This is a genomic window from Chryseobacterium aquifrigidense, assembly GCF_006716485.1.
Classification (GTDB): domain Bacteria; phylum Bacteroidota; class Bacteroidia; order Flavobacteriales; family Weeksellaceae; genus Chryseobacterium; species Chryseobacterium vietnamense.
Genome location: NZ_VFPD01000001.1, coordinates 1,581,814 through 1,600,353, shown reverse-complemented (window position 1 = coordinate 1,600,353; position 18,540 = coordinate 1,581,814). Strand labels below are relative to the sequence as shown.

General features: G+C 30.2%; 14 protein-coding genes. 7 read left to right on the top strand and 7 right to left on the bottom strand.

All coding sequences use genetic code 11. The annotated features are described in order from the left end of the window. Positions 1 to 5: 5 nt before the first annotated feature. On the top strand, positions 6 to 2,093 hold the full coding sequence (locus FB551_RS07060; protein ID WP_142016371.1) for a type IA DNA topoisomerase: 2,088 nt from the start codon (positions 6 to 8) through the stop codon (positions 2,091 to 2,093). A 61-nt stretch (positions 2,094 to 2,154) separates the two neighbouring features. On the opposite strand, the gene FB551_RS23215 is transcribed toward FB551_RS07060, so the two are convergent. Continuing rightward, positions 2,155 to 2,295 carry a hypothetical protein gene (locus FB551_RS23215; protein ID WP_167497828.1) on the bottom strand — a complete coding sequence of 47 codons (141 nt, stop codon included), beginning with the start codon at positions 2,293 to 2,295 and terminating at the stop codon, positions 2,155 to 2,157. Between the two features lie 146 nt (positions 2,296 to 2,441). Further along, positions 2,442 to 2,849: a hypothetical protein gene (locus FB551_RS07055; RefSeq protein ID WP_142016368.1), complete on the bottom strand. Its 408-nt coding sequence runs from the start codon at positions 2,847 to 2,849 to the stop codon at positions 2,442 to 2,444. Between the two features lie 636 nt (positions 2,850 to 3,485). Between FB551_RS07055 and FB551_RS07050 the strand changes: the two genes are divergently transcribed. Both FB551_RS07050 and FB551_RS07045 read left to right on the top strand, forming a co-directional pair. Further along, positions 3,486 to 4,016, top strand: a complete 531-nt coding sequence (locus tag FB551_RS07050) for a hypothetical protein (RefSeq protein ID WP_142016365.1) — start codon at positions 3,486 to 3,488, stop codon at positions 4,014 to 4,016. Positions 4,017 to 4,053: 37 nt separating this feature from the next. Beyond that, positions 4,054 to 4,350, top strand: a complete 297-nt coding sequence (locus FB551_RS07045) for a hypothetical protein (protein ID WP_142016361.1) — start codon at positions 4,054 to 4,056, stop codon at positions 4,348 to 4,350. 168 nt (positions 4,351 to 4,518) lie between these two features. On the opposite strand, the gene FB551_RS07040 is transcribed toward FB551_RS07045, so the two are convergent. The 4 genes from FB551_RS07040 to FB551_RS07025 all read right to left on the bottom strand — a co-directional run bounded on the left by FB551_RS07040 (position 4,519) and on the right by FB551_RS07025 (position 11,428). Then, entirely contained in the window at positions 4,519 to 5,790 is a 1,272-nt protein-coding gene (locus FB551_RS07040; RefSeq protein ID WP_142016358.1) for an ApeA N-terminal domain 1-containing protein, read from the bottom strand. Positions 5,791 to 5,875: 85 nt separating this feature from the next. Continuing rightward, on the bottom strand, positions 5,876 to 6,997 hold the full coding sequence (locus tag FB551_RS07035; protein WP_142016355.1) for a hypothetical protein: 1,122 nt from the start codon (positions 6,995 to 6,997) through the stop codon (positions 5,876 to 5,878). A gap of 101 nt (positions 6,998 to 7,098) precedes the next feature. Beyond that, a complete protein-coding gene (locus FB551_RS07030; RefSeq protein WP_142016351.1) occupies positions 7,099 to 8,424 on the bottom strand; it encodes a HEPN domain-containing protein in 1,326 nt (441 codons plus the stop codon). Between the two features lie 7 nt (positions 8,425 to 8,431). Next, a complete protein-coding gene (locus tag FB551_RS07025) occupies positions 8,432 to 11,428 on the bottom strand; it encodes an AAA domain-containing protein (RefSeq protein WP_167497827.1) in 2,997 nt (998 codons plus the stop codon). Between the two features lie 487 nt (positions 11,429 to 11,915). Between FB551_RS07025 and FB551_RS07020 the strand changes: the two genes are divergently transcribed. From FB551_RS07020 to FB551_RS07010, 3 genes are read left to right on the top strand one after another with little or no spacing between them, the layout of a single operon-like run. Next, positions 11,916 to 12,962, top strand: coding sequence for a ComEC/Rec2 family competence protein (locus tag FB551_RS07020; RefSeq protein WP_142016346.1), 1,047 nt, complete (start codon positions 11,916 to 11,918; stop codon positions 12,960 to 12,962). A gap of 58 nt (positions 12,963 to 13,020) precedes the next feature. Continuing rightward, positions 13,021 to 15,447, top strand: coding sequence for an RNA-directed DNA polymerase (locus FB551_RS07015; RefSeq protein WP_167497826.1), 2,427 nt, complete (start codon positions 13,021 to 13,023; stop codon positions 15,445 to 15,447). A gap of 3 nt (positions 15,448 to 15,450) precedes the next feature. Beyond that, entirely contained in the window at positions 15,451 to 16,998 is a 1,548-nt protein-coding gene (locus tag FB551_RS07010; protein WP_142016340.1) for a DNA polymerase, read from the top strand. A gap of 187 nt (positions 16,999 to 17,185) precedes the next feature. Here the strand turns inward: FB551_RS07010 and FB551_RS07005 are convergent, their stop codons facing one another. Then, complete coding sequence (locus FB551_RS07005) at positions 17,186 to 17,494, bottom strand: helix-turn-helix domain-containing protein (RefSeq protein WP_142016337.1); 309 nt, start codon at positions 17,492 to 17,494, stop codon at positions 17,186 to 17,188. 500 nt (positions 17,495 to 17,994) lie between these two features. Between FB551_RS07005 and FB551_RS07000 the strand changes: the two genes are divergently transcribed. Further along, positions 17,995 to 18,519, top strand: coding sequence for a hypothetical protein (locus FB551_RS07000; protein WP_142016335.1), 525 nt, complete (start codon positions 17,995 to 17,997; stop codon positions 18,517 to 18,519). Positions 18,520 to 18,540: the final 21 nt, after the last annotated feature.

Sequence of the window (18,540 nt, the reverse complement as noted above, 5' to 3'; positions counted from 1 at the left end):
ATCATATGAAAGCAATCATCGCAGAAAAACCGAGTGTCGCAAGAGAAATCGCACAATTGTTAGGAGCCCATCAAAAAAAAGATGGTTATCTATCCGGTAACGGATATTGTGTCACCTGGGCATTGGGACATCTGATCGCATTAGGAATGCCGGAGGATTATGGTATAAGAGGCTTTAACAAAGCCTCTTTGCCTATCTTTCCAAATCCTTTTATTCTGATTCCCAAAAAACTAAATAAAGCAAAAGGCTATGAGACTGATCCTTCAGCTTTAAAACAACTCAACACCATAAAACAAGTCATCAATCAATGCAGCAGTATCATAGTAGCAACGGATGCTGGAAGGGAAGGAGAATTAATATTTCGTTATATTTACCAATATCTTAATTGCAATAAACCTTTTGAAAGACTCTGGATCAGTTCCCTTACAGAAAAAGCAATACAGGAAGGTTTTAAGAATTTTCAGCCAGGTGATGCCTTTGACGGTTTGTATGAAGCTGCTAAAGCCAGAAGTGAAGCGGACTGGCTGGTAGGAATCAACGCTACTCAGGCATTAACTATCGCCGGAAACCAAGATCTTTACTCATTAGGCAGAGTGCAGACACCAACTCTTGCTTTAATCTGTCAACGATTTCTTCAGCATCAAAACTTCACCAAGCAAAAGTACTTTCAAATTCAGCTGAGCCATAGAAAAGAATATACAAATTTCACCAGTCTTTCACTATTACAATGGGAAGAAAAAAAGCAGGCAGAACAAATCCAAAAATCCATAGAGCGGGAGGGGAGAGCTGTTGTCGAGGATGTATCTATTACAACAGTGAAGGAACAATCTCCGTTACTTTTCGATCTCACAGAATTACAGAAAGAAGCCAACCGAAAATTGGGCCTTTCTGCAGATGAGGTTTTAAAAATTGCCCAAAGCCTTTATGAAAAGAAATTCATTACCTATCCCAGAACCGGCAGCAAATATATTCCTGAAGATTTATGGACAGAGATTCCTGAACTGGTCAGAATCCTCAATACAAACGATCAATTTAAATCAGCCGTATCTACTTTAAAATTCGGAAACTTCAACAAGAGAATCGTTAATGATGTAAAAGTAACGGACCATCACGGTTTACTCATCACTACGAAAGTTCCATCCGCACTTACTGCAACTGAAAAAGCTATCTATGATATGATTGCTTACCGTTTATTGGAGTCATTATCCCATGCCTGTACAAAACAAGTCAGCCACATCATGATAAAAGTACATCATTATGAATTCCAGATCAAAGGTTCTACAATCTTGGAGAAAGGCTGGCGAGCCATCAAAGGAATTCTATCTGACAATGAAAATTCCAATAATAAAAATGAAGTCCTTACTGAACTTCCAGAACTCAAAATCGGCGATGAGTTGAAGATATCAAAAACTAACTTATTGGAAAAAACCACACAACCACCTAAACTTTATACAGAAGCCGATTTGTTATCCGCAATGGAAAATGCTGGGAGATCTATTGAAAACAAAGAAGAACAGAAAGCTCTATCCAATATCGGCATCGGAACCCCAGCCACCAGAGCCTCCATTATTGAAACGCTGCTTAGCAGAAACTATATCACCAGAAAAAGCAAAACCCTGCAACCCACAGATAAAGGTTTACAGGTCTATAACCTTGTCAAAGACAAAAAAATAGCCAATGTCCAAATGACGGCAGAATGGGAAATGGCATTGGATAAAATTGAAAAATGTGAACTCAACAGAACTCAATTCATCAACGACATCCAAGACTACACCGCAGAAATCACCAACGAACTTTTATCGCTTAGGATTCAACAGGAAAATATTCCACAACTCGAATGCCCCAAATGCCAACAACACACTCTTATTATCAAAGACAAAATCGTAAAATGTCCTGATGAAAAATGCAATTGGATTCTCTTCAGAACTATATGTGGAATACAACTCAGCATTAAAGATCTTACTTTACTGTTAACTCAAAACAAAACATCATTAATCAAAAACATGAAAAGTAAAAACGGTAAAAAGTTTGATGCTTTTATCATTCTAAAAAATGATTTCAGTACATCATTTGAATTTGGAAATAAGAATTAATTTCAAAAAAATAATATAGTAAAGAAGCAGCCAATGAGCTGCTTCTACATTTTATCCAAGTCTAATCCCCTCTTTCATGTTCGTGAGGTTTTAGCTTTGGATGCTTTGGTTGATTGGGTGGGTTTACCCTTCTTCTTCTGTCGGGTTCTCCATCTGGTTTTTTAGGCTTGGGTCCTGGCTTGATTGCTTCGATTGTATTCATAGTACAATAAAGATTAATTAATAATTATTTTGATATCAAAACAGATTAATACCAGATCAAAAGTAAATTTTTGGTCATTACTTTCATTACGGAAATCCGTAATCATTGCTTTCTAAAGGGTTGAAAAAGCAATTTTGATGGCAACTTTATCTCCTTCTGGGAGCACTCCTTGTATGTGGCCTAACATAGGTTCCGTCTTTTCGCGTATACCCTTTAACATGTACTGAACCGCCTGAATTTGATTGAGAACTGTAACCAGAGGATGATCTTACTGATGGAGAAGAATACGATGATGTTTTAGAATAGCTGCTGTAAGTGGTGTAGCTGGGCTTATTAGCCCACCCGTAATAATTTCCCCATTTAAGCTTTCTATAATTTTTCTTAACAGCTTTTGAAGACAAGAAAACTTCCGTATCTTTAGGAATAATGGTAACTGATCTACTGCTGTCACTGCTGGAATAAAGAGGTGTATCTTCCTGTAGCCGAACAGTGTAATAGTTGGTACATGAAATAGCGGAGAGAAGTAATACAAGATAAAGTAATGATTTTTTCATTGTAGTTAATTTTATATCTACAAATCTAAATGAACTTTAAAGGAACTAATTACGGTTTTCCGTAGTCTTGTAAATCTTGAAATTACAGCATTGTTAAGCCGTAATCTACCTCGCTTTCAAAATGTGTAACGTGATGCCTGGCGCAACATTCTTCTTAAGGACTTAATCTGGAAAAATCTAATAACAGATTTCTAAGAGGGTGATGTAGAATGACTCCATATAGAAGCATTACGGATAGCCGTATTTTATCAATGACAACGCTATATATTTTTGCAATAAATAATATATCGTAAAATGAAAAAAATAATTCTACTTAGCTTGTGTCATTATTTTGGTTTCTTGTGATGGCAATTCAGGATGTTCTTATAATGGTCATACTTTACATGTGGGAGATAAAGGAGGCTGTTATTACACCAACTCATCCGGTAATAAAGTATATGTTGATAAAAGTAAATGTAAAGGGTGTTATTAGATAAGATAGAATTCTATTGATTTTGGAGAAAAAGTCTTCCTGAATCCCAAGCTTAATCATTCGGGATTTTTTCTCAGATATTTAATAAAAAAAGCATTAATTGTTAGATATTTCTTTTAATTCACTATATTAGAGATCAGGACCTGTGGCGTTCCTATAAGATTATGGAATATAATTATTTTCATGGAGCTATTTTAATAGATAGAGATTATGACCTTTCAAAGGATTTCATAATACGAGAAATGATTAAAAAGAAATACTATTATTTTCACCCGAATATTTTCTCATTAGGAGAAAGTGAATACCCTTATTTTTACGAAAACATATTGATTTCTTTTGGGCGAACAGCAAAGTATTTTGTTGATAATGAAATTGAGCTTAAAGCATTTTTGAAAGAATTTGAGGACATTTTAAGCAATTTGGACTTTGAAACTGCACAAATAACATTTCAGGCAAGTTATGCTGACTACAAATTGTTTTGGATCAACAAAGAAAAACTAATAAATCGTCCTGGGGATGCTTTAGAAACCACATTGCTCTATTTTGAGGAGAACCAGGTTAGATATTACGAAACTGAAAAGCTGTATTTCGGTTTGGGTGAAATAGATTTGTTCACGGGATACGTTTTTGATAAATATGACGATGAAAGAGTAATCGATTTCGATAGGAAATATCCGGGTTTTGTTTATCCATAGCCAGCTAGCGTAAATCAAAAATATAAAAAACGATAATATGACAGAAAATTATATTCAATATGCAGGCGGTTATCAAAAAGACAATATAGATGAAAAGAATATTATACAAGCTATATCAGATCTCCAATTGATGGATGAAGAACATGGAGCATTTTGGGTTTCGGTTATTACAGATGATGAAAATGTAATTGAAGTAAATAAAGATTTATCACTTATGGTAATTTTTGCAGGGAAACAAACTAAATATCAGCCTAAAGATTGGAATGAAGTTATCGAGCTTTATAAGCTATTATTGGCTGGCGAATCCGATATAATACTCGAGAGAGTAAAATAAAGAATTAATATGTCTTATAAAAGATATATAATGGCGAACCATCAAAGGTAAATGCGCAAATAGATTGCGTAGTCATAATGCTTAATCTATTCTAAAGTTATTCAATTTGATTATAACTGTCAGATTAAGTATTGACTAATTCAACTAATTCAATCTTAGCTATTACAATTAAAATAATCTTTTAATGGAATTCTTTTTATTTAAAATTTCATTTATTTTACTATTATCGATACCTATTAGTGAAAGTACGCAGCAAGTTAGTAAAACTCGTAGTTTATTAGTTTCCTCCAATAGTTCTTGCCCTAATAACTCATTTCCTTTACGATCGTAAAAATGAGAATAATAATTTCTAGTTTTTACTACTCTGTCAACTTTAATATTGCTATTTCGAATAAGGTGTACGGCATTGAAATTATTTATTAAATCGTTTATTCTCTCCTTTAGAATCTTATCAGTACCTATAAATCTCTGATGATAACCTTCCAAAGACTGTATAATAGTTAGGAAATCAAGACTTGAAAAGTATCCTTTTTGTTGAATACTAGCTATTAAATGATTTCGAATTGGGGTGAGACGATCACTTTCTTTAAACCATTTTAGTATTACTTCAGGGAAAATATCAGAAATATCATCATAAGTAAATAAAAAATTTGTAGAATCAACTTTTTGGGTAGACTTTTTCTTACTTATGAAATATAATTTTATAGGATCAGAATTCTGAGGAATATTTTGTTGATTATATAAAAAAAGTTCTGTTATTAGAACAGGAATTTGTGTTGCTAACGTTATAAATTTACAAGTAATAAATACCTTTTCTAATAAAACTGAAAAACTCTTCTTTTCTTTACATACTATTGATAGAGCCGTGGTTTGGCTAAAATTAAATTCTGTGTTTTCAAAATTTCCATTAAATTGACTCTCCCCGCTAAGGGTCAATTGATATCCTTCTGTGATATCAAAATTCTTTTTCCAGTAGGAATCTTGATCCGTAGAAACTTCTACTTTTTTCACTTTATTATTACGTTCACCAAAATAAAATGATTTTTCAATAATGGCAGGCTGTTTCCATTGAGAAAAAATGGGAGAGAATAAAGAAATTTTATCAAAGAATTTATCTTCAGTAGAATTTAAATGTAAACCTTCTAAGGTGTATAGGCATTCATAAGTACTTAAGTGGACAGAATTCAATGAATTTATATTTAATGACTCTCGACAATTAAATAAGGTTATTTTTTTATTATCATTAATATCACCATATATTGTTTCTACAGTTGATACCTTATTTTCCAATATTCTTTTTATAATTTCTGATTCTGTATGATAGCAACCAAATAATTCTAACACTATCTTTTCAGGCTTGATTATTAATGTTCCGCCAATTTTGTTTTCTGGATTGCTTGGCAAGTACCAAAGTCCTTTGAATTCTTTATTTTTTTTCATGGATTTATATGACTGAAAATATTCTAATAAATTCTTTATAATAGAGCGTTACTATAGCATTCTAATTTGTATATTAATTTATTCTTTACCATTCCCATCTATTTTTCTTCTTGATTTCTAACGAGTTTTTATCAACATCTTCCATTAAATTGTCTTCTGCATTTTTAGCCGGATTGTACCAATCGAGTTTTTTTTCAGCCCAATCAAGCCATTCTTTGTCTGTAGTATTAGTAGATTTCAAATGCTCAAAATACTCCTTTAAAATCATAAACTTCTTCCATCGATGGGCATCATTATAGAAATAAATAAATTTTGTAAGCTCTTCATCCTTCAATTTTTGTTTTGCTTCTTCAATCTTTCTAAGCTCCTCTCTCTTTTCACTTTCAATTTTCCACACTCTTCTATTTTCAGCCATTCTTTGAAACTCAGTTTCAACTTTTATCAAAATTTTTTCAATTTGATCTTCAACGAGTAACTTATCTGTGTCTGCAAATTCAATAGTCCCATATTGCACGATCTTAACTGCTAGTTTTCCATTTGCTATTAAATCTCTGCTTTTCCATCCTCTTTCATTCGTTGTATCTTTAATATTGCTTTTTTCTTTAATATATAGTGTAATTTTATCTTCATATGCTGCAAATTTTAATCCTTCAGAATCTACACTTACCTTATATCCTAAAGTTTTAAAATTCTTTATCAGATTATCCAGTATTCTTAATGAACGAGACACATTTTTTGGAGAAACAACAATATTAGGTAACCCTCTATCAGTAGAAATAGTTCCTTTTATCTTTTCATAAGAATCATGAACTTTTTTCGTGTCAAGGTTAGCTTGTGCTTTACTAACGATTTCGTCCGGCTTACTTAACCGTTCGGATACTTTTAAAATTAATGCGGAATTGCTTTTGATTTTTTCGGTAACAATCTGTTTGAGTGAATTTATAGGATTAGGATCATTTTTAGTTCTATCCACATGAATTTTTATCTCTTTTTCATTTTCTTGTTGAGGCAATAGGGTTTTTACTACTTTCTTTCCAAATTGTAATTTTTGCCAGTATCCCATAGGAGGTAAAGGGATATCAAATTTTTTACAGATCTTTCTTAGTCCGTTATCAGACAAATTAAATTCTTTAGATAATGTAGTTAGAGGTGTAGCCCACACCTTATCATAGAGTTCTGTACGGGTAAGCTTAATGATATTATTCATTATAGTATCTTAAATAGATTTAGGGATTATAGTAATTTTAAAACTTTCAGAAAATTTTCCTGTTCTTAAATGTTTTATTATAATTTAGGTGTAAAATTTTATTAGTCAGGAAATTCTTTATTTAAATCGTTTTTAAATCCAAGTTGGGATAATACTATACATATTGCAATTTTTCTTAAACAATAAACTTGTAGTTGTAGCTGATCTGGTTTTATAGAATTGAGGCTCCCATGTGTAATAGCATCCCTTGTTTTCTTTAGTTTTGCAAAAGGATACCCGAAAATTTCAGGATCAACATTATTGATTCGTAAAGTCTCTTCTAATGGGCTCTTAAATGGTTTAAATTCTAACTTATCAATAATACCTCTAATTTTCTTTTCAAATTCCATCTGATCTTTTTTAGCTACCAGATAATTTTTTAGAGTTTTATATACCTGATCTGAAATAGATTTTTTATCAGTATTAAAGGCAAACTTTTCTTGTTCTTGCTTAATATTAAAAATCTCAATAATATTAAAGAGAAGCAGAAACGCTGATGAAAAATCAACTTCCCTTGAATGAAGGATATTATCAATAGCTTTTGAAATTTTCTTTTCATTCTGACTATATTTAAGGTACCAATTCTTTTTCAAAAAATTTTCAATTCGATTATTTTTTTTCAGAAAAATGGATACCGTTTCCATGTCTGAAACATATGTTTGGTTATTTGGCTCTGTATCTCGAAATATATATATATCTTTTTCTGTACGGAAAATAAGTTTTTCCATTGTAACTCTAACATTGAAAAAGAATGAAAATAGATTGCAAATAATTTCAATGTGATGCTTAATTTCATCATAGTCAATGTTTTCAAATTTGAAGTTAATTGTTCCTTGCTTTTTTACAGTAAATTCTTCACTCCCTCTATGCTCATTACTTGTATATTCTAGTTCTGGTCTGAAAGACATATTGTCAATTTTATAGAAATTGGACATACCATCCATCCTTGATATTGAAAATGTATTTTTATTACGATGATTAGTGAAAAAAGAATAAAATTCATTAACAACTTGTAAACCATTTTTATTTAGAAAGGTAATACCATTGTTGATATTTTCTTTATCTGTATTATCCTTAATAATGCAAATATTGGTTAACCATATTGTAAAATATCGATATTGTTCATTGGTTTGAAATGATAAGACTTTATAAATTCTACTTTTATCAAGAATTAATGAAACTTTAGAGTCAATAATGTGAAAATTCTCTTCAAATAAACCTAAAGGATTTTCTGAATTAGAATAATAAGCATCTATTCTTGAGGTGATATCATTTTCAATAATTTGGATATATATTTCTTTATCTGAGACAAAAAGATGAGCATGGTGCTCTTTATCAGATATTCTTTCATCTTTAAATTTAAGGTCTAAACAGTAATAATTTTTCATGGAAAGGTTAATTTTGAGTATGGTACTTTAAAAAGTTCGACAACACTCCTGAAGGGGTTTTAGCATTTTTATTAAGAATCTTGGTATTGGCAAAAACAATGAAATTATCTTTGGCCCTAGAAACAGCTACATTGAGCATATTCGGTTTGTTATCTCTATCGAAAAATAATGTGCCTTTATCTTCATCACCATAGACCATTGAGAATAAGACAATAGGTCTTTCAGCACCTTGTAGCGCGTGAACTGTTCCTATTTTAAAGTCCTCAACTTTAAATCCTGCATCTTTTAAAGCCGATTTTAAGCTGTTTTTTTGTCCTGTAAATGGTGTAATAATACCAACAGCGTGTTCAATTGACTTATATTTCTTTTCAATTTCTGTTTTGTTGTCTGTCAGCCAGTTAATAATTGTTTTAACTTCTTCAATATTAAACCTGCTGCCATTTGGGTTTCTTGTTGATTGGCCTTCAACATGAATACAATGCATTGGCGGGAAAAGCAAATCTTTTTCTGCTTTTCCTCTTAATGGAATAAGTTTTCCGTCATAAGCTAAAACATTACAATAATTAATAATTTCATCATAACATCTTCTATGTTCTGTTAGCAGGACCCCTTTTTCATGCAAATTTGGCTCTTTAAATCCCGATGCATTTTGAGCCATTTTCATAATACTTCCGGTAGAAGAAAGAAAACCTTTAGGGTCAAATTGTTTTTCGTAAACAATATCATCATAGTCCTCGATAATTTCACACTTTTTAAGGTTACCAATATCAATTTTATGGGTAACGTTCCAAATGGGCTCAATCTGTTTTACATCTCCTACAACAACAGTCTGTTTAGCTAAAGCAAATGTGGCAACACCTACTTCAGGAGAAACCTGGCCTGCTTCATCAACAATGAGAAGATCAATAAAATTAAATAGAGGTGGATTATCATGTATTTTGTTGCCTTCTCCGCTCATCCTTAAAAATTTATAAAAACTGAAAAACTTTGGCGCCATGAAGAATGTACTGACAAAGCATGGTGTAAGCATTGCATGTCTTTTCCATCTGTTAATCATAGGTTCTTTCCCTTTCCCATTAAATTTGGGATCACGAAGATCTGCTTCAAGTTGTAGTAGATACCTTCCTTCCCAGTAATGTAAAGCCAATTGAAATGCTTTATGGCGAAGAGAAACATCAAGTTCATCATAAAAAGAGTTGACATTTATCTTTTCTTTTATTTTTAGGTGCTCACTTTCCCAATACTTTTCTTCTGAACGTGGAGGGTTACCTTTAATTGAATTGTTATTCTTCCATAGTTTCCATTTTTCAATGGAACCAATAATCTTTTTAGCGGTATTTATCTTAGAATCTATTGTATCAAGAATTTCATTTTTCTTGAACACAAAATTTTCAGGAATTGCAATTTGGGAATCTCTAAGAATTATTTTTACTTCCGAAGCTCGGTTTTTTAGAGCAGACTGTATTCCCAGAAAGCAAAAAACTTTTCTGAAAAATGGTTCATTGTTAAAATATGTAATAATATTTTGTTCAGTTTTAGTCAGGTCCTCAACATCATTTTTGAGTACATCTTCATTGAGCAAATCTTCCTGATAATAATTGGAAACTTTCGAATTATTGAGAAGGTAATTAGACGTAAATACATGTTCGGATTGTAAGTAATCCTTCCACGTATCACCAGAGTCTTTAAGGATCTGTTCAATGTCTGAAATTTCTTTTTGTAATTTTTGAACTACTGAAGATAAACTGAGAGCGGTAGAATTAAAGTATTCGTTACTTTTCTGTAAAAAATATTCTTTAGCGTCCTGTAAAAACTCTAAATTCTCTATATCGTTAAAAAGGCCATTACCATTTAGTTTTTTATAGTTAATCCCTTTTAATTCGCTTTCTTTTTTATTGGTAGAGGGAAGGTAAGTGGCATAACCATCAACATCTGGAATCCACCTGCCCTGTAATTTTCCTTCTCTTGTATTGGACCGGGAAAAACTGTCTATGATATTGGTAACCGCCTGGTTATTGGTAGAACAGGCTAAAATAACAGGCGCATCTTCTCCTTTCAGTGCGCTTTCAACCATCTTATTGGCAACTATACTTTGTAACAGCGTTGTTTTTCCCGTACCTGGTGGACCATTGACTGCAAAAACCTTTTCATTAGATCCTAAAAGAGTATTTAGACTTTTTCTTTGTGAAATGGAAATAGGAAAATCAAACCCCATCTGCCCGAGGTGCAAATCATTGGTATTTATTAAATCAGGGACGGTAATAGGTAACTTTTCCTGATTGTTATTTAAGGTTATAAAAGACTGTAAAAGTTCGGGAAGATTCTTTTGGTGAAGAATTTTTTCATACAGCTCTATGATTCCCATTGCAGCATTCATTTCCTCTTGTGGAAGTAACACTATGGCATTAAAGATCGTTTCATAAGCTCCTGAGTGGTATTCGCATAGCTCCTGACCGGTAACTTTTTTAAATATATCCTGTACGTATTGTATATACTCGGGATATTTTGAATAATTTTCTTTTCCTAGAGTGGTAGCTAAATCTACTTCTTCAATACTCCCGAAAATAAATTCAGTACGTTCATCAGCAAGGGGTTCCAGATACTGTCTTTGAAATAAAGGAAACATTTCGTCAGGAATATAGAGTTTTCCATTCCTATTTAAATAAGCAGAATACCAAAAAGGAAATTTGGGTTTCTTATCTTTGAGATGAACGAGATGGTCTGTTGCCGGTTTAAGCTTGAATGGAGCAATTACTACAAATATATGGTCTATAGTGATCCAGTCTTCATCGTCTTTATTTTTAATCCCTCTTTTTGCATTGATTCTTCTTTCTTCGGAATCAATAAGTGTATTAACTTTTTTAAGATCAGCAATAGAATTGTCTTCAATTTTGAAATCTTCAATTTCAAAATGCTGAGAACCGTCAATTTCAATATTGGTATTAAGGGAGTCTGCTAAATTTTTTTTCCAGTAGGTGAGCCATTTATGATGTTCTTGATTCATTTGTGATTGGTTAGTAAAAGTCATATCAAGCTAAAATAAGATAATTATATGAGATTGTTTTATGGGAAGCCGTAAAATAGATAAGTTAATACATATTACAACCGAGGGTAGAGTTTAGAAAAGTTTGTATTAAAAATATAGAAAAGATTTTCCATTAAATATTTCTTTATAGATCTCTGATGTGAAAACGTGGGAAAGTAGATCATAATAGGCAAATACTGAAGTTGATTTTTAAGATTGTTATCAAATATTGTAGAGGGAAGCAAGAATATTTTTAATTCAAAATTATAATAAAAGCTTTTAAAACATACTTGGATATGTTTTTACATAGTTTTTTGTAATTTTGGAGTGTTGTAAAAAAAATTAATTATCCAGCTTTTAGAAATTTAAAGTTATAGGTTAGATTACTGTTTTTTTATCTGATTTCCAGTTATAAAAACTTTAAAATTGATTTGCAAAAAAACTAAACCAATAGAAAAGTCAAATTATGAATACATTGAAAGTTATCAAGGCTGGTAATGGTGATTCTTTATTAATGCGTTTTTTGGGTGATGACTCAACGTATAAAAATATTCTTATAGATGGGGGGAATAAAAAGTCTGAATACCGAAAATATCTGAAATCAGAAATTATAGAAATTCAAAATAATAAAGAGTATATAGATCTACTAGTTATTACACATACTGATCAGGATCATGTAAAAGGAATTCAATATTTATTAGAAGATGAAGATATTGATAAATCAATTATTAAGAATGTTTGGTTTAATAATTTTTTTTCTTCTTATTTCGTAGAAAGTAATGATATAAGCTATATTGAGTCTTGCAAAATTCAAAATCTTTTAGAAAGTTATCAGATTCCAAGAAATAATAAGATAATCGCGGACGATTTAGAGGAATTTGTTTTTTTTGGTGCAAAAATAACCATATTATCTCCGTATATGTCAGATTTGCAACAGCTTATAAGTAAGAACGAATTGGACATCTCAACTGAGGGTAATGATTATCGCTTTTCTATAAGGGAGCTAGTTACAAATAATAGCAGAATTTTTGTAGATAAATCTGAAGATTTAGACCAAACACTGGAAAATCGTGTTAGTATTGCATTTCTCTTCGAAATTAATGATACATCAATATTATTTTTGGGAGATGCAAATCCCGATATTATTGTAAACTCAATTAGGAAACTTTTAGTTAAAAAAAATCAAGATGTATTAGTGGTTGATTATGTCAAACTATCTCATCATGCCAGTCACAGAAGTATTAGTCTTGAAATGACGAAACTAATAAGTTCAAATCAATATATAGTCAGTTCAAATAGATTAAAATCTAACCTACCTAACAAACTATCATTTGCAAAAATTTTAAATCGTAAGAATAAAGGACTAATAAAAGATCACTTTTATTTTAATTACAGTGATGAAGAAGTTCCAAATGATAAACGATTAAATTTTTCAGCTGAAGAAATGGCTGAGTTTGGTTTTGAATATAACAACCCCAATTATAAAAACGGATATTTGATTAAGCATGAGTAATTTTTCCTATAATTTAAATGATCATCAAGAAACAGTTCTTAAATCGAACACTGTACGATTGGAACCTAACTTTAGAGGAACTACAAAATCAATAAAGGGTACTGGTGTTGTGTATAAGACTTTAGATAACTCAGGAATTCATTATATTTTTACTGCATTACATTGTTTATTTGGTAAAAGAAACGGTGAAACTTTCACAGATGAATCTATTTTTGAAAGTGTTCAAATCTTTAGACAAGTTGAGAACGGTAATTATCAGGAATTCAATGTAAAAAAAGAAAATATAATAGCATTAAAAGACCAAGATTTAGCACTTATTTTAATTGATTTTACTAAATCAGCTGTAAGAGATGCACATTTAGTTTCAGATAACTTAGCCCAGATAATAATTGGTAAATCTACATATAAAGGTTATTATAACTCATATGGCTATCCACAATTTATGGATAATAATCCTCACAATCTTTTATTTCATTATAAACTTTCAGCAAACGGCACTAATTTTATAAATTTAGAATGTAAAACTAATATTAACGCCGAAGAAGCTAAAGAAAAAATTTCAGGATATTCTGGTGCAGGCTTATTTCAGTCAAATAAAGCTATTTTAAGTGGTATTATTACACAAATTTCTGATGAAAACGGATTTGCAAGTTCCATTATTGCAAAGAAAATTGATGTTGAATTAATAAATAGAGTTCTAGAAGAAAGGGATAATAAACTTTGTAAAGTTCAATGCATAGATGATACATCTAAAATAACATTAGAAAAAGATGGAAGTCTCGTAAATTATGAAAAAGTAATAATTAATGGTTGTGAGCTAAATATTTGGAGAGCTTTGAAGCGTTTAAAACAAGATTTAAAGGATGATTGGTTTCAAGATCCTCTTAACTTTAGATTTTTGTTATCAAAAAAGACATTTTATGATCGAGTTAAAAACTATATAGGAAAATTAGATGTTTATCAGCCAACTGCTGTTGCAAAACATTTTACAGTTCCAAAATCAGGATTTTCGACTAGACCTACTATTGAAACAAGTTTTATTGATAGAGTTATTTATCAGGCTTATGCAGATAAATTAGCTGAAAAACTTGACTTTATACTTCATCGACAAATATATTCTTTTCGATATAATTCTGGTAGAAATTCAGTTAAATATATGTATCATTATTCGATTGAACAATGGAAAAAATATGTTTTTCAAACCAAATTTGTATTAAATGAAAAATATCCATATTTAGTCGTTGCAGATATAACAAATTTTTTTGAGAATATAAATACAAAGCTATTACTAGATTACTTAGAATCTTTGGTTCATGATTATGTTATTAAATCAGAAACTGGTGAATTGCTTAGAATAATAAATTCAATTGGGAAATTAATTACTAAATGGAATGAAAAACAAGTAAATTCAGAATTTGGAATTCCTCAAAATAGAGATGCTTCATCTTTTCTAGCAAATCTTTATCTTAATAAAATAGATCAAATAATGATTTATTCTAACTGTCATCAACACTACTATAGATATATGGATGATATACGAATTGTTTGTGAAACAAAAGCAGAAGCAATAAAAGCAATATACGATTTATCAGTAGCATTAAGAGAATTAGGATTGAATCTGAATTCATCAAAAACCACTATTTTAGACTACAATGATATAAATGACAGAAATAGAATAAAAGAATTTTTACCAGATTCATTAATTCAAATTGAACAAATAAATAGTTTGTTATCAACAAAAAGAAAAAGAGATGTTCAAATTGCTGTACATATGACTTATAAATTATTTCTTGATGCAGTTGAAAGTAATATTGACCATGAAGACAAATATATTCAACGACGAAAAATAGCATTTTGCATTACTAAACTGCAACTATTTGCTAGAACAAAGGGGTTGAAGGATTGTATTGATTTTAAAAAAATAATTGAATTTGTTCTAAAGGAGTTAGAAAATCAACCCTGGCTTACCTCTTCATTTATAAAGTTGCTTATGTCTATAGACAAATCATATTTCAAACTTTCCGATTTTGATCAAATAAAGAAAATCATAAATAATAATTTGAAAAATATTTATGAAAGTCAAACTTATTTTTTATGGCTTTTTATGAGCTTTATGAAACATGATGATAAAAATTTAATTAGAATGGCAATTGATAACATAAAAAGTACTAATCAAGTTAATCAAGCTAATACAGCTGGATCCTATATTTATTTAGCATCAATTAACTGGAGAAATTATAAACAAGTAATGCTTAGCGCATTCAATAAAGGTAATTTAGCAGAGAATTACTTTTTACAACGTAATGCCTTAATTGCTTTGAGAAATGTAAACCCTAAAGAACTAAAAAATGAAATAATTTTGGGAGATTTAAAAGACTTGCATGAGAAATTATATGATGAAAAATTGGAAGAATTTGTTTCTGATTTACCTCAATTGAAAGTTTCAGATATTATTAAAAATACAGCTCCATTAATTTCTCTTTAAAATATGAATATTATTGTAATCAAACAAACGACATATATAAAGGGGGCTGAAGAAAACTTATTTTATATAAAAGAAATTGGTAAACCTTTTACAATTCAAAAAGATGAGTTAAATGTGGATGGAGCAAAAATGATAATTTCATTCAATTTTGAAAACTTGATTCACCATATTGAAATTGAAAAAAATGTTCACTATTTTGATTTGGAAAAAGTTAAAAAACAGATAACTGGCCGTTCAAAGAAAGAATTTAAAAAGAATGATTTTCCCTGGAACATTTGGAATGCAATATATTCGTTAAATTATCAAGAATTTTGTACTTCTAAGAATGAATTTGAAGATAAGGTTCGAACCGCTAAAGAATTTTTTTATGGAAATAATAGTGGTGAGTTAGATATAGCTAATCAAGTTCCCTTTTTACTTGATTGTCTAGAAAAATTATATTTTGATATAAGTGAAGAATTATCAAATTCAATTGAATTTGCTAGGTATATTAATATTGAAAAGAAACTCCATAATATACTACTTAGAACAACTAAAAAAGGAATTGCTTTTGATATTGAAATAGTTAAAAAACATATAGCAGAAATTGAAACAGAATTATATAAATTTAGAAATGAACTTCAATTAGATTATGGAATTTTTTCAAAATACGATTATAGGAATTTAGAAAATAATTTAATTAATTTTATCCCAAAGAGTTTAAAATACAATTCAAAGGGTTTTTGGAAATATTTAAAATTAAAGAGAGGGAAGCATCCTTTATTCGACCTACTTTTAAATGAAAGGAAACTATCGAAAAATAAAACTATTCTAACACGAATAGGCTCATTATTGGATAATACTATTTATCCATATTTTGACTATTTTGGTACAATTACCAGCAGGATTCTTGTCATTTCACCATCACTCCAGCAACTAAATAAAAAATATCGAGATATTATTGTTCCAGCTGATGGGAAATGCCTATTATACTTCGATTATAGCCAGTTTGAAGCAGGACTGCTCGCCTCAAAAGCTGATGACGATAATTTGATCAAAATGTATGAATCTGATATTTATCATGGAATTGTTAAAAGTATTGGAGATGACAAAATAACGAGAGATGAAGCAAAGCAGTTTTTCTATTCATATTGTTATGGAGTTGAGAGGCAAAATGTAACTAATGATTTTTTTCGTCAATTTCCTAATTTAATTTTATATGAGAATTTAGTCTCAAAAGAGTTTGAACAAAATGGTTATATAGAAACAGAATTTGGTAATAGAAGATATAGAACAATGGGTATTGAAAGTATTAATGATGAAAAATGGTTGATCAGTCAAAAGATTCAAGGTCTAGCATCAATAATATTGAAGAAAGTAATTATATCAATAAATGAAAATTATCCAGAGGTAGATTTTTTATTGCCTATGCATGACGCAATTTTATATCAAGTTAATCAGGTTGATGTAGAAAAATATCAAAAGGAACTTAGCTATATTTTTGAATCCGTTATGAAGGAATATTGTGAGAAATTAACTCCAAAGGTTATTTTAAAAGATTTTACTAAATAACTTTCTTATTAAGTACTAGTAATCACCATAGATTTTAGAAATAGATTTTCGGTAAATTAAATGAATTTTTGACAATAGACTAGACTAAAATCTATGGATTTAAAAGATAAAAATAGCTAAATTCTATTTTAGATGCAATCGTGGTTATAAATTGATGATCACAAAAGAAAATAATCTTCATCTATACTTAAGGTTTTCTTCTATTTTGATTTTTAAACTTTTTTTGAAGATGTTCAATTTCTAATTCAACTCTTTTTAATTCAGAATCATCCAATTTTTTAAACAAAATTAATATATCAATTTCTAAAAAGTTAGCCAGTTTTACTAGATTTTCAATTGTTGGATTTGTCAATCCTCTTTCAATTCTACCAATATGGTCTTTAGAGATATTCAATTCCAGACCAACTTGAAATTGTGATAATTCTTTCCTAAGCCGATAGACTTGAATAAATTTACCTATTTGAAACTTTAAATTCTCTACTTCCCATTTATACATGTAGTAAATTTTGTTTTTTTAATATGTTTTCATGAAGATATATATGTCGTTTAATGTTTTTTTCATTATCTTTGTAAAATAGGTTACAATAAATGTAACTTTGCGATACTTCAACGAATAATAGAAGCTATTGCTTAGAATCTCGATTCGAAAACTGGTAATTTTTAACACACGAGACGATAAGCAGGAAGCTCACGACCTAGGCGTGGGCTCTCTTATCTGTGTGTAAGGTATACCAGTACCCCGAATTGGATAATGTAGAGTCCCATGCCGTTTTTTATTTTATGCAGTTCTGCTTTTCTACAATTATCTTTTTATTCTAAGCCGCTTTACAAAATAGAGGTATACTGATACGGTACAATAGGGTGTACGACCTATTGCGGCTTTAGGGCTTTCACGGGAACACAAATTCATTCATATTCAACTTTGACCTTGTAGGGAGGAGCATTATGATTTCTCCTACATGGTTTTTAAAACTATTATTTACAGTAAAACAACCATTGAAAAACAAAAAAGCAGCTGTTAGATCAGTTAAAAAGATACGTTTTATTGAAACTTTCTTTCAGACCAACGATCTCATTACAGCTAAACAGATGCTGAGTTCTATCATGCAATATGCAGTCAACGGGAAAGACTGGCTAAAGAAAGATCCTTCTGTCATTTTACAATTTCATCAATCATTGTGCATATTTATCCGTGAAGGTTATATGATCAGTAAAAAGACAAAGAAATGGAAGGTGAATTTACCGTCTGATACCAACTTTCCAATGATGAAAGGTTCTCTGTCTGATGAAGAATATGAAAACCCACTACTGGTTTTCAAAAGAGCCTTTAAGAAATACAGCATTAAAGAGTTTGAGTACTTTATTTCGGGAATTGTCTATTTCTCACAAAAAATCTATAGACACGGGCCGGAAAGCAATCTGGTAAGACCTTATATTCATCTAACAAAGATGCTGGATGCAGCTTATCTCATTTTGGAAAGAGGAGTACAAAAAAAAGTAATAACAAAAAAAATAAAATAAAAAACAGAAACTAATAAAAAA

Coding starts and splice junctions, on each gene's coding strand:
- FB551_RS07055 (WP_142016368.1), bottom strand. CDS start 2,849: ATGAAAAAATCATTACTTTATCTTGTATTACTTCTCTCCGCTATTTCA.
- FB551_RS07030 (WP_142016351.1), bottom strand. CDS start 8,424: ATGAAAAATTATTACTGTTTAGACCTTAAATTTAAAGATGAAAGAATA.
- FB551_RS07020 (WP_142016346.1), top strand. CDS start 11,916: ATGAATACATTGAAAGTTATCAAGGCTGGTAATGGTGATTCTTTATTA.
- FB551_RS07035 (WP_142016355.1), bottom strand. CDS start 6,997: ATGAATAATATCATTAAGCTTACCCGTACAGAACTCTATGATAAGGTG.
- FB551_RS07040 (WP_142016358.1), bottom strand. CDS start 5,790: ATGAAAAAAAATAAAGAATTCAAAGGACTTTGGTACTTGCCAAGCAAT.
- FB551_RS07045 (WP_142016361.1), top strand. CDS start 4,054: ATGACAGAAAATTATATTCAATATGCAGGCGGTTATCAAAAAGACAAT.
- FB551_RS07050 (WP_142016365.1), top strand. CDS start 3,486: ATGGAATATAATTATTTTCATGGAGCTATTTTAATAGATAGAGATTAT.
- FB551_RS07060 (WP_142016371.1), top strand. CDS start 6: ATGAAAGCAATCATCGCAGAAAAACCGAGTGTCGCAAGAGAAATCGCA.
- FB551_RS07005 (WP_142016337.1), bottom strand. CDS start 17,494: ATGTATAAATGGGAAGTAGAGAATTTAAAGTTTCAAATAGGTAAATTT.
- FB551_RS07025 (WP_167497827.1), bottom strand. CDS start 11,428: ATGAATCAAGAACATCATAAATGGCTCACCTACTGGAAAAAAAATTTA.
- FB551_RS07010 (WP_142016340.1), top strand. CDS start 15,451: ATGAATATTATTGTAATCAAACAAACGACATATATAAAGGGGGCTGAA.
- FB551_RS23215 (WP_167497828.1), bottom strand. CDS start 2,295: ATGAATACAATCGAAGCAATCAAGCCAGGACCCAAGCCTAAAAAACCA.